At 67.6% G+C, this 11,885-nt stretch carries 12 protein-coding genes and 2 tRNA genes; 5 read left to right on the forward strand and 9 right to left on the reverse strand.

The features are described 5' to 3' along the window. Positions 1–7 precede the first annotated feature (7 nt). From AC3AP7_RS03290 to fdxA, 4 genes are all read right to left on the reverse strand, one after another. Positions 8–487: a CreA family protein gene (locus tag AC3AP7_RS03290; protein WP_475765609.1), complete on the reverse strand. Its 480-nt coding sequence runs from the start codon at positions 485–487 to the stop codon at positions 8–10. Positions 488–722: 235 nt separating this feature from the next. Beyond that, a tRNA-Asn gene (locus AC3AP7_RS03295) sits at positions 723–798 on the reverse strand. A gap of 75 nt (positions 799–873) precedes the next feature. Continuing rightward, positions 874–949 (reverse strand) — tRNA-Asn (locus AC3AP7_RS03300). Positions 950–1,075: 126 nt separating this feature from the next. Beyond that, positions 1,076–1,399, reverse strand: a complete 324-nt coding sequence (gene fdxA / locus AC3AP7_RS03305) for a ferredoxin FdxA (RefSeq protein ID WP_475765607.1) — start codon at positions 1,397–1,399, stop codon at positions 1,076–1,078. A gap of 322 nt (positions 1,400–1,721) precedes the next feature. Between fdxA and pncB the strand changes: the two genes are divergently transcribed. The 5 genes from pncB (at position 1,722) to AC3AP7_RS03330 (ending at position 7,707) form a co-directional block, all read left to right on the forward strand. Continuing rightward, a complete protein-coding gene (gene pncB, locus AC3AP7_RS03310; RefSeq protein WP_475765605.1) occupies positions 1,722–2,915 on the forward strand; it encodes a nicotinate phosphoribosyltransferase in 1,194 nt (397 codons plus the stop codon). 109 nt (positions 2,916–3,024) lie between these two features. Further along, a complete protein-coding gene (locus AC3AP7_RS03315) occupies positions 3,025–3,687 on the forward strand; it encodes a LutC/YkgG family protein (RefSeq protein ID WP_475765603.1) in 663 nt (220 codons plus the stop codon). Positions 3,688–3,750: 63 nt separating this feature from the next. Further along, positions 3,751–5,175: a sodium:proton antiporter gene (locus AC3AP7_RS03320; RefSeq protein ID WP_475765601.1), complete on the forward strand. Its 1,425-nt coding sequence runs from the start codon at positions 3,751–3,753 to the stop codon at positions 5,173–5,175. A gap of 55 nt (positions 5,176–5,230) precedes the next feature. After that, a complete protein-coding gene (locus tag AC3AP7_RS03325) occupies positions 5,231–6,220 on the forward strand; it encodes a 2-hydroxyacid dehydrogenase (protein ID WP_475765598.1) in 990 nt (329 codons plus the stop codon). Further along, complete coding sequence (locus AC3AP7_RS03330; RefSeq protein ID WP_475765596.1) at positions 6,217–7,707, forward strand: DNA recombination protein RmuC; 1,491 nt, start codon at positions 6,217–6,219, stop codon at positions 7,705–7,707. The genes AC3AP7_RS03325 and AC3AP7_RS03330 overlap by 4 nt, the downstream gene beginning before the upstream one ends. Positions 7,708–7,864: 157 nt before the next feature. Here the strand turns inward: AC3AP7_RS03330 and AC3AP7_RS03335 are convergent, their stop codons facing one another. The 5 genes from AC3AP7_RS03335 to moaA form a co-directional block, all read right to left on the reverse strand. Continuing rightward, complete coding sequence (locus AC3AP7_RS03335; RefSeq protein ID WP_475765595.1) at positions 7,865–8,365, reverse strand: GNAT family N-acetyltransferase; 501 nt, start codon at positions 8,363–8,365, stop codon at positions 7,865–7,867. Continuing rightward, positions 8,365–8,640 carry a hypothetical protein gene (locus tag AC3AP7_RS03340; protein ID WP_475765593.1) on the reverse strand — a complete coding sequence of 92 codons (276 nt, stop codon included), beginning with the start codon at positions 8,638–8,640 and terminating at the stop codon, positions 8,365–8,367. The genes AC3AP7_RS03335 and AC3AP7_RS03340 overlap by 1 nt, the downstream gene beginning before the upstream one ends. A gap of 71 nt (positions 8,641–8,711) precedes the next feature. Beyond that, positions 8,712–10,007, reverse strand: a complete 1,296-nt coding sequence (gene moeA / locus AC3AP7_RS03345; RefSeq protein ID WP_475765590.1) for a molybdopterin molybdotransferase MoeA — start codon at positions 10,005–10,007, stop codon at positions 8,712–8,714. 74 nt (positions 10,008–10,081) lie between these two features. After that, positions 10,082–10,636: a molybdenum cofactor guanylyltransferase MobA gene (gene mobA, locus AC3AP7_RS03350; RefSeq protein ID WP_475767810.1), complete on the reverse strand. Its 555-nt coding sequence runs from the start codon at positions 10,634–10,636 to the stop codon at positions 10,082–10,084. Between the two features lie 73 nt (positions 10,637–10,709). After that, on the reverse strand, positions 10,710–11,813 hold the full coding sequence (gene moaA / locus AC3AP7_RS03355; protein ID WP_475765588.1) for a GTP 3',8-cyclase MoaA: 1,104 nt from the start codon (positions 11,811–11,813) through the stop codon (positions 10,710–10,712). Positions 11,814–11,885 lie beyond the last annotated feature (72 nt).

The raw sequence follows: 11,885 nt of genomic DNA on the forward strand, positions 1-11,885 counted from the left end.
GTGGCGGTCATTTCAGCGGGATCGTCGTGCCGGCCGGCAGCGGCACTGCGCTGACGCTGTTTTTCGCGCTGCCGCTCGCGACCCGGTCGCTATAGGTCAGGTAGACGAGCGTGTCGCGTTTCGCGTCGACCACGCGGACCACGTGCAGCGTCTTGAAAATGAGCGACATGCTGACCGAGAACACGTCCGCCTGCTGCTTGAGCGGCCCGTTGAAATGGATCGGGCCGACCTGGCGGCAGGCGATCGACGCCTCGGTCGGATCTTCGGCAATCCCGAGCGTTCCCTTGATGCCGCCCGTGCGGGCCCGCGACACGTAACAGGTCACGCCCTGCACGAGCGGGTCGTCGTAGGCCTCGACCACGACGCGATCCGAGCCGGTGAAATGGAAATTGGTGTTGACGCTGCCGATTTCCTCGCTGCGGGCTGGCGGGACGAGGGCGGCAACGGCGGCGATCGCGAATGCGGCACGCAACAGGCGGATGGTCATGGGCGGCGGGGAACGGGAAACGGGGAAACGCCCATCGTAACGCGATTGCGTGCGGCGCGGATGGCGGGCGGAGAAGAGCGGACGTGGGCCGAGAGGGCGCACAAAACTGGTGACGTGGCGAGCGACGAGACACCACGAAGTGAAGTGGTACAAAACCAAACGGCGCAAAACCAAACGGCGCAAAACCGACGCCACCAAGCAAAAGGCCCGCATGGATGCGGGCCTTCGCAATTCTTGGCTCCCCGACCTGGGCTCGAACCAGGGACCTACGGATTAACAGTCCGGCGCTCTACCGACTGAGCTATCGGGGAACAGCTGTGCAACACGACGGCGCGTCACTTGACGCATAAAAAAGCCCGTTCTGGTTAACGGGCCTTTGCAATTCTTGGCTCCCCGACCTGGGCTCGAACCAGGGACCTACGGATTAACAGTCCGGCGCTCTACCGACTGAGCTATCGGGGAACAACAACAGCAGAGAAACGGGATTTTAGGGGGTGTGCACGGGACTGTCAATACCCCGACTTCTCCCGAAAGGCGGTGCGGCGGCTGCGGCAAGCCTGCGCGCAGCCCGCGGCAGCCGGACGCCGCTTAGCGCGCGAGCAGCGCGAGTTTGTCCTTGACGTCCTTGAACTCGTCCGCTTCGGGCAGCGGCGCCTTGGTCTTCGTGATGCTCGGCCAGCCCTTCGCGAGATCCGCGTTCAGCGCGATGAAGTTCTGCTGGTCGCCCGGCACGTCTTCCTCGGCGTAGATCGCGTTCACCGGGCACTCGGCGACGCACACGGCGCAGTCGATGCACTCGTCCGGGTCGATCGCGAGGAAGTTGGGACCTTCGCGAAAGCAGTCCACCGGACACACATCGACGCAGTCGGTATAGCGGCACTTGATGCAGCTTTCGGTCACAACGTGGGTCATTCAGGCAGCTCCTGCATGCAGTATCGGGGGAGGCAAAACGCCAAAAGCGGTATTGTAACTGAACGTCAAGAGGCATATCACGCCGCGCGCCGGCGGGCTCTTATACCTTTTCGTGATTAGTTTATGGCCGTCCCGCCGGGGCGCGCGGGCCGCTGCGCGCGCACGCATTCGGGTAACATGGGCGCAGGGCGGCGCGCGAGGGGAGGCCGCCGGCTGGCCGCGGTGTCGGCGGGGTGCCGGCGCAGTACGGCCGGGATATCCGGCTCGCGTCGCCGGTCGGCCGCCGGGCTCGCGCCGCCAGTTTTGCACCGTTGGCACCATCATGATCATCACTTCGCTGCTCGATACCGATCTCTACAAGTTCACGATGATGCAGGTGGTCCTGCATCATTTTCCCGCCGCCAGCGTCGAGTACCGCTTTCGCTGCCGCACGCCGGACGTCGACCTCGTGCCGTACGTGGACGAGATCCGCGACGAGGTCCACAAGCTGTGCGCGCTGCGCTTCACCGGCGAGGAGCTGGACTACCTGAGGCGCATGCGTTTCATCAAGAGCGATTTCATCGACTTCCTTGCGCTCTTTCACCTGAACGGGAAGTACATCTCGATCGAACCGTCCGCAAAGGGCAACGGCGAGATCGAGATCGGCATCAAGGGGCCGTGGCTGCACACGATCCTGTTCGAGATTCCGGTGCTCGCCATCGTCAACGAGGTCTACTTCCGCAACACGCAGAAGGAGCCGGCGTATGGCGAGGGCCGCGAGCGGCTCGGCGAAAAGATCAAGCTGCTCGGCGCGCGCCCGGAGTTCGCCGACTGCAAGATTGCCGACTATGGCACGCGGCGGCGCTTCTCGAAGCGCTGGCACGAAGAGGTGACCCTCACGCTGAAGGACGACCTGGGCGAGCAGTTCGCCGGTACGAGCAACGTGTTCTACGCGATGAAGCACGGCCTCACGCCGCTCGGCACGATGGCGCACGAATATCTGCAGGCCTGCCAGGCACTCGGGCCGCGGCTGCGCGACTCGCAGATCTTCGGCCTGGAACAGTGGGCGAAGGAGTATCGGGGCGACCTCGGCATCGCGCTGTCCGACGTGTACGGGATGGATGCGTTCCTGCGCGACTTCGACATGTACTTCTGCAAGCTGTTCGACGGCGCGCGCCATGACTCGGGCGATCCGTTCGAGTGGGGCGAGCGGCTGCTGAAGCACTACGAGGCGAACCGGTGCGATCCGCGCACGAAGGTGCTGGTGTTCTCCGATGCGCTCGATATCCCGAAAGTGCTGCAGTTGTACGAGCGCTTTCGCGGGCGCTGCAAGCTCGCGTTCGGGGTCGGCACGAACCTCACCAACGATCTCGGCTACAACCCGTTGCAGATCGTGATCAAGATGGTCCGTTGCAACGGACAGCCTGTCGCGAAGCTGTCCGATTCTCCCGGCAAGAACATGTGCGACGACAAGGCCTATCTTGCTTATCTGCGCCAGGTGTTCGGTATTCGCCAGCCGGAGGGCGCATCGGCCTGACGCCGTGCCGCCGTGTGCGCGCATTGGCCGGATGGCCGCGTGTTTGCGCGCGGGGGCGCCGGTATAATCCTCGCGAAGCCGTCTGGCTAACGACACGAGGACCGCGCTCATGGATACATCGATTGCCCGCCGCAACATCCTTGCGCGCATTCGCGCGGCCCAGGGGCGCGACGCGGAACCGGCCGCCGTCGAGCATGACGCGGTGGCCGATTATCTGGCGCGTCATCCGCGCGGTCCGCAGCCGGTCCTGCCGGCAGACCGCGTCGCGCGCTTTGCCGAGGAGGCGCAGAAGCTCGCCACGACCGTCGATTCCATCGCGACGCTCGCCGAGGCGCCGCTTGCCGCGCATCGCTACCTGAGCGCGCACGGCCTGCCGCTGCGCGCGGTTGCGTGGCACACGCTGAGCAGCCTCGACTGGGCGGCGGCGGGGCTCGCGGTCGAATGCCGCAAGCCGGGCGAGGCCGACGCGGTCGGCATCACCGGCTGCTTTTGCGCCACCGCCGAAACCGGGACGCTCGTGCTGCTGTCCGGTCCGCAGACGTGGGCGTCGGCTGCGCTGCTGCCTGAAACGCATCTGGCCATCGTGCCGGCATCGCGCATCGTCGGCGGACACGAAGACGCGTTCGACCTGATCCATGCCGAGCGGGGCGAGTTGCCGCGTGCGGTCAACTTCGTGTCGGGACCGTCGCGAACCGGCGACATCGAGCAGACCATCGTTCTCGGTGCGCACGGACCCTACCGCGTCCATGTCATCGTCGTGCGCGACGCCTGACGGTATGACCGTACTGAGCGGCGTCCTGCCGCACTTTGCTTTTTCCATTTCGGGGATTCCATCATGAAGCGTCCTGTCGCAACGCTATGCATCGTTTGCGTTGCCGCCCTGTCGCTGCTGCCCGGGGTCGCGTCGGCGGCGACCCTCGACGGCGCGAGTCTGTCGGCCGCGTGGGGCGTGCCGTTTGCAGGCATCCTGCTGTCGATCGCGGTGTTTCCGCTAATCGCGCCCTCGTTCTGGCATTACCACTTCGGCAAGATCGCCGCGGCCTGGGCCGCGCTGTTTCTGGTGCCGTTCGCGTTCGCGTTCGGCGTGGGCACGGCATTCGGCGCGGTGGTGCACGCGCTGCTCGAAGAGTACGTGCCGTTCATCGTGCTGCTCACGGCGCTCTATACCGTGGCGGGCGGCATCTGCGTGCGCGGCAACCTGCGCGGCTCGCCGCGTCTGAATACCGGGATCCTCGCGCTCGGCACCGCGCTCGCGAGCATCATGGGCACGACCGGTGCCGCGATGCTGCTGATCCGGCCGCTGCTGCGCGCGAACGACAACCGCAAGCACATCGTGCACGTGGTCGTGTTTTTCATCTTTCTCGTGGCGAACGCCGGGGGCTCGCTGTCGCCGCTCGGCGACCCGCCGCTCTTCCTCGGCTTTCTGAACGGCGTGAGTTTTTTCTGGACAACGAAGCATCTCGCATTGCCGATGCTGTTTGTCTGCGCGGTGCTGCTCGTGCTTTTTTACGCGCTGGATTCGTACTATTACCGTCGCGACGACGAGCAGCGCAGCGCGCTCGCCGACCCGACGCCCGACTCGCCGATGCTGGGCATCGACGGCAAGATCAACTTCGTGCTGCTCGCCGGCGTGATCGCGCTGGTGCTGATGAGCGGCCTGTGGAAGCCCGGCATCGCGTTCGACGTGTTCGGCACGCAGGTTGCGCTGCAAAATCTCGTGCGCGACGTCGCGCTGGCCGCGCTCACGCTGCTGTCGCTGGCCATCACGCCGCGCGCGGCGCGCGAGGGCAACGCGTTCAACTGGGCGCCGATCGAGGAGGTCGCCAAGCTCTTCGCCGGCATCTTCGTGACGATCGCGCCGGTCATCACGATCCTGCGCGCGGGCGAGGCGGGGGCGTTTGCCGGCATCGTCCACCTGGTCAAGGATGCGAGCGGACAGCCCCACGACGCGATGTACTTCTGGGCAACGGGCGTGCTGTCGTCGTTCCTCGACAACGCGCCGACCTATCTCGTGTTCTTCAACCTCGCGGGCGGCGACGCACAGACGCTGATGAATGCCGGCGCGACCACGCTCGCCGCGATCTCGGCCGGCGCGGTGTTCATGGGCGCGAACAGCTATATCGGCAATGCGCCGAACTTCATGGTGAAGGCGATCGCGGAATCGCGCGGCGTGCGCATGCCGGGCTTTTTCGCCTATCTGGGCTGGGCCGCGGTCGTGCTGGTGCCGATGTTTCTGGTCACCAGCTGGCTATTTTTCTGACACTGAACGAGGCACGGACCCCGCTCGGGCAGCGCGTGCCATTCGGAGAGTTGCAATGCAAAAGATCCTGGTTGCCCGTCCGATTTTTCCGGACGTGATCGAGCGCCTGAAGCAGTATTTCGTGGTCGACTGGAATAACGGCGACCTGCTGTCGGAGCAGGCGCTGATCCAGCGGCTGGCCGACTGCGACGGCGCGCTCACCGCCGGCGATGTGATCGGCGCAGCGGCGCTCGCGGGCGCGCCGCGTCTGCGCGTCGTGTCGAATATGGCGGTCGGCTTCAACAATTTCGACATGGCCGCGTTCAACGCGGCGAACGTGCTCGGCACCAACACGCCCGACGTGCTGAACGAGTCCACCGCCGACTTCGGCTGGGCGCTGATGATGGCCGCCGCGCGCCGGATTGCCGAGTCGGAGCACTGGCTGCGCGCCGGCCAGTGGCAGAAATGGGCGTATGACGGGTTCCTCGGCAGTGACGTTCACGGCGCCACGCTGGGCGTGATCGGCATGGGCCGGATCGGCCAGGCGCTCGCGCGCCGCGCGCGCGGCTTCGACATGCGGGTGATCTACCACAACCGCTCGCGCGTCGCGCCGGAGATCGAGGCGCAACTGAACGCGCAGTATGTGTCGAAGGAAGCGCTGCTGCAGCAGGCCGACCACGTCGTGCTGGTGCTGCCGTACACGAAGGAGAGCCATCACACGATCGGCGCGGCCGAACTCGCGCTGATGAAGCCGACCGCGACGCTGACGAATATCGCGCGCGGCGGCATCGTCGACGACGCCGCGCTGGTCGACGCGTTGCGCGCAGGGCGCATCGCCGCGGCCGGCCTCGACGTCTACGAGGGCGAGCCGAGCGTGCATCCCGGACTGCTGACGGTGGCGAACGTCGTGCTGACGCCGCATATCGCGAGCGCGACCGAGGCGACCCGGCGGGCGATGGCCAACCTTGCGGCCGACAACCTGATCGCGGCGCTCGGCGAGGGCCCGAATGCGGGACGCCCGGCCAATCCGATCAACCCCGACGTGATGGGCAGGGCGCGCGTATGACGACACTGTGGCCGGCGGCGGTCATCGTTCTGGCCGTCGCGCTTGTGCTGGCCCTCGTGGCCCTCGTGGCGCTCGTGCGCGGCGCCCGCCCGGGTGCGGTGGACGCTCAGCTCGACGCACTGGGCGATCACCTCGGCGCCGCGGCGGACGCGCAGGCGCGCGCCGCCGAGCGGCTCGAACGCGAGTTGCGCAGCGAAATCGCCGAAACCGCGCGGGTCTCGCGCAGCGAACTGAGCGGCGGCTTCGCGCAGTTCCAGCAGACGCTGACCGCCCAGTTCACCAGCATGGCGACGCTGCAGGGCGGCAAGATCGACGGGTTTGCGCAGCAACTCGTCAAGCTTACCGAAACGAATGCACAGCAGCTCGACGCGGTGCGCCAGAGTCTGCAGCAGCAGGCGCTGCAGGCGCGCGAGGAGCAGGCGGCCACGCTGCGCCGCTTCGGCGAGACGCTCACGCTGCAGCTCGGCCAGCTGACCGAGGCGAACGATCGCCGTTTCGCCGAGGTGCGCGCGACGCTCGAACAGCGGCTGAAGGACATCGAAGCGAACAATGCGGCGCGGCTCGAGGAAATGCGCCGCACGGTCGACGAGAAGCTGCATGCGACGCTTGAACAGCGCCTCGGCGAATCGTTCCGGCAGGTGTCCGAGCGGCTCGAACAGGTCCATCGCGGTCTGGGCGAAATGCAGACGCTCGCGGCCGGCGTCGGCGACCTGAAGAAGGTGCTCACCAACGTGAAGACGCGCGGCACCTGGGGCGAAGTCCAGCTCGAAACGCTGCTCGAACAGATTCTCACGGCCGAGCAGTACGCGAAGAACGTCGCGACCGTGCCGCAGAGCAACGAGCGGGTCGAATTCGCGATCCGTCTGCCGGGGCGGCAAACGCCCGACGGCGCGTCCGCGCCGGTATGGCTGCCGATCGACGCGAAATTTCCCCGGGAGGATTACGAGCGGCTCATCGACGCCCAGGAGCGGGCCGATCCGGCGGCGGTCGACGACGCGTCGCGCGCGCTCGAAGCGAGGATTCGCGCCGAAGCCCGCACGATTGCGGAGAAATACGTCGCCCCGCCGCACACGACCGATTTCGCGCTACTGTTTCTGCCGACCGAGGGCCTGTATGCAGAAATCCTGCGCCGTCCCGGGTTGACCGATGCGTTGCAGCGCGATTATCGCGTGACGATCGCCGGGCCGACCACGCTCACCGCGTTGCTGAACAGTCTCCAGATGGGTTTCCGCACGCTCGCGATCGAGAAGCGTTCGAGCGAAGTGTGGCAGGTGCTCGGTGCAGTGAAGACCGAGTTCGGCAAGTTTGGCGACGTGCTCGCGAAAACCAAGGCACAGCTCGAGACGGTCACGCGCTCGATCGAAGCCGCGCAAACGCGCACGCGCGTGATGAACCGCAAGCTGCGCGAGGTCGAGGCGTTGCCGGGCGAAGAGGCGAGCGGCCTGCTCGGCGAGGCGCTGCCCGGCGCGGAGACGGACGAGCCGTGAACCGGCCGCTTTTGAACCGCTGCTGTGAACTGCTGCCGTGAACCTCTGCCGTGAACCTCTGCCGTGAACCTCTGCTGTGATCCCATCGGGCCGCATGAGGCGTGCAGCGTAGCGCGCGCTCTTGCGCGAGCGCGCGGCGCGCGGCCGGCGCCCGGGTTCAGCGGGCGGCGTCGGCCGGTGCGTCGGCAAGCCGCGCGAGCGCGTCGCCGGTGACGCGCACCACGCGCCAGTCGGGCAACACGGTAGCCCCCATCTTCTCGTAGAAGCGGATGGCCGGCTGGTTCCAGTCGAGCACGGTCCATTCGAAGCGGCCGCATTCGCGCTCGATCGCGAGCGACGCGAGGCGCCGCAGCATCTCGGTGCCGAGGCCGCTGCCGCGCTGCGACGGCTGGACGTACAGGTCTTCCAGATACAGCCCGCGCCGGCCGAGGAAGGTCGAATAGTTGTGGAAGTACAGCGCGTAGCCGACGATGCGGCCGTCCCGCGCCTGCGCGACGAGCGCCTCGGATGCCGGGCGCGGACCGAACAGCGCGTCGTGCACGCCGGCTTCGGTGGCGACGAACAGGTGCGTGAGCTTTTCGAATTCGGCGAGTTCGCGCATCAGCGCGAAGACGGCGCCGACGTCGGCCGGCGTCGCGGCACGGATCGTCACACTCATCACGCTTCCTCCTGCACGTCGCTCAGCTGGATCTCGATGCCGCCGAAGCGCGAGGCGACCCAGTTGTACGCGCGGCACGCGATCCACAGCAGGATGAAGCCGAGGATCGCATTGAGCAGCAGCGCGCTGAACACGGTGCTGAGCTCGACCGAGTGGTAGCGGATCAGCGCGACCACCGCGCCCAGCAGCACGATCGGCACGCTAAAGGTCAGGTACACGAGGATCAGCGCTTTGGCGGTCTGTCCCGGGGCGATGTACGAGATTTGTTTTTTCATGGGAGTCGAACCCGTTGGTCGAAAGAAGGTTGGGGCGCGCCGGCCCGGACGACAGGATACCGTGCGGCCGCTCAGATCAGTCCGTCGAACAGCATGATATCGACCGGTTCGCCTTCGGCGACGTCGCCCGCATCGTGTTCGAGCACGATGAAGCAGTTCGCTTCGCTCATCGAGCTGAGCACGCCGGAGCCCTGCGAGCCGGTCGGCGCGACGCGCCATTGCCCGCGCGCGTCGCACCGGGCGATGCCGCGCTGATACTCGGTGCGGCCGGCCCGCTTGCGGATGGCCGTGCCGCTCGACGCGCGAATCCGTGCGGGCGGCTCATGGGTCGCGCCCGCCATGATGAGGAGTGCTTCGCGCACGATCTGATAAAACGTGACCATCACGGCGACCGGGTTGCCTGGCAAACCGAAGAACAGCGCCGGATGGCCGTCGCCGGGCCGGCCGCCCGACCACACGCGGCCGAAGGCAAGCGGGCGGCCGGGGCGCATCGCGAGGCTCCAGTACGCGACGTCGCCGAACGCCTGCAGCATCTGCTTCGTCAGGTCCGCTTCGCCGACCGATACGCCGCCCGACGTCAGCACCACGTCGGCGCTGGCGGCCGCGCCGCGCAGCGCGGTACCGAGCGCATCGGCCTCGTCGCGCACCACGCCCAGGTCGAGCGGTTCGAGGTTCAGCCGCCGCAGCATCGCGAACAGCGTGTGCCGGTTGCTGTCGTAGACGCAGCCAGGCTCGAGCGGCTCGCCAAGCGAGCGCAGCTCGTCGCCGGTCGAAAAGAACGCGACCCGCAGACGGCGCTTCACCGGCACTTCCGCGAAGCCGAGCGACGCGAGCAGACCGAGGTCCGACGCGCGCACGATGCGCCCAGCGTGCAACGCCGCGCTGCCGCGCGCCAGATCTTCGCCGGCAAGACGCCGGTTGGCGCCGGCGCGCACGGCGTCGCGCGCAAAGCGGATCGTGTCGCCGTCGCGCGCGACGAGCTCTTGCGGTACGACCGTGTCGCAATCGGCCGGCATGCAGGCGCCCGTCATCACGCGCACGCATTGCGCAACGGCGGTGACGCCCATGAACGGATGACCGGCGAGCGCGCGGCCGGCGACCGCGAGTTCGACGTCCGCGCCGGGCTCGCCCAGCACGCTGCCGTGGAACGCATAGCCGTCCATCGCCGAGTTGTCGTGCGCGGGGACGTCGTGCGGCGAAACGATGTCTTCGGCGAGCACACGGTCGAGCGCATCGTGCAGCGGCACGCGCTCGACGCCGGCCACGGGCGCGGCCCAGTGGCGCACGATGGCCTGCGCGGCGGAAACCGGCAGCGCGTGAGGATCGTACTGGGCGACGCAGCGGGAGTATTCGTTAAGCGTGGTCATGGGAGGTGGAGCGTCGCGTCCGGAAGCGGGTCCGGCGGCCGTTGCGCGGCCGGCGCGGGAATTCGGCGGAGACCTCAGCTACGTTCAAGGTCGTCGAGTTCCTGTAAAGAATTGATATTGTAGAACGCGCGCTCATCGTCAAAGTCGACTTCGACCGCCCTGTGGCGCGCGTACCACGCGCGCACCTTGCGCTCGCCCGCGTCGAGGAACGCGCTCAGGTCGTCGGCGAGGTGCGTGGCGAGCAGCGCGACGACCGGATGCAGCGAGCGCGTGCCGTGCGCATCGCGGGTGCGGACGGTCGCGATGTCGGCCTGATCGGCATCGAGCGCGGCGGCGAGGCGGGCGGCGAGATCGGTGGGCAAGGCCGGCGTGTCGCACGGGGCGCTGAGCACGAAGGGCGTGCGCGCGGCGCGCAGGCCCGCGAGCAGCCCGGCAAGCGGGCCCGGAAAACCCGGCAGCGTATCGGCGACCACCGTGGCGCCCCATGGCGCGCCGAGCGCCGCGTAGCGTTCGGCGTGCCGGTTCGCGCTGATCAGCAGCGCGCCGGTTTGCGGCGCGAGCCGCCGCAACACGTGGGCGGCGAGCGCCTCGCCGTGCAACGGCTGCAGACCCTTGTCGACGCCGCCCATGCGGCTGCCGCGTCCGCCGGCCAGCACGAGTCCGGTAAGATGCGCGCGCTCGGGCTTCACGGACGAGGCTCGCTCAGCCGCCAATGTAGGACATCTCGACGCGCCGCTCGGCCGGCGCGTCGGCCGGCTGGTTGCCACGCAACTGCGAGTAGCGGTCGGTGCGGCCCTGCCAGATGTGCGCGATGGCCGACGCGATCTGTTCGTCGCTCGCGCCGTTGCGCACCAGCGCGCGCAGGTCGTGTCCCGCGTGCGCGAACAGGCACAGGTACAGCTTGCCTTCGGTCGACAGCCGCGCACGCGTGCACGTCGCGCAAAACGCGCGGGTGACGCTGGAGATGACGCCGAGTTCGCCGCTGCCGTCCGCGTAGCCCCAGCGCTGCGCGGTTTCGGCCGCGCTGTGCGGTTCGAGCGGCACGAGCGGGTAGTGCGCGGCAATGCGCGCGACGACCTCGGCGGACGGCAGCACCTCGGTCATGTTCCAGCCGTTCGATGCGCCGACGTCCATGTATTCGATAAAGCGCAGCACGCTGCCGCTGCCCTTGAAGTGGCGCGCCATCGGCACGATCTCGGCGTCGTTGGTGCCGCGCTTGACCACCATGTTGACCTTGACCGGCGCGAGTCCGACGGCCTGCGCGGCGTCGATGCCCTCGAGCACCTGGCCGACCGCGAAATCGGCGTCGTTCATGCGGCGAAACAGGGCGTCGTCGAGTGCGTCGAGACTCACGGTGACGCGCCCGAGTCCGGCGTCCTTCAGGCTGCGCGCCTTGCGCGCGAGCAGCGAGCCGTTGGTGGTGAGCGTCAGGTCGAGCGGCCGTCCGTCCGGCGTCTGCAATTGCGCGAGCCGCTCGATCAGGAATTCGAGATTCTTGCGCAACAGCGGCTCGCCGCCGGTCAGGCGGATTTTTTCGACGCCGTGCGCGACAAAAAGCCGCGCGATCCGCTCGATTTCCTCGAACGTCAGCAATGCGTTGTGGGGCAGGAACGCATAGTCCTTGTCGAACACTTCGCGCGGCATGCAGTAGACGCAGCGGAAGTTGCAGCGATCCGTGACGGAGATGCGCAGATCCCGCAGCGGGCGCGCAAGGCCGTCCTGCAACGCGCCGACAGGCGCGAGCAGCGCGCCCGCCGGGGCGGGCAGCGCGCTGATGTCGGCAACCGGAATGATGCGTCGTGACATGGATCGTGAAGCGGAAGTTCAGTATTCCATTCTAGCGGAAGCCCCGCCGGCTCACAGTCCGTACATGGCCCG

This window comes from Paraburkholderia sp. PAMB 6770 (assembly GCF_057748135.1).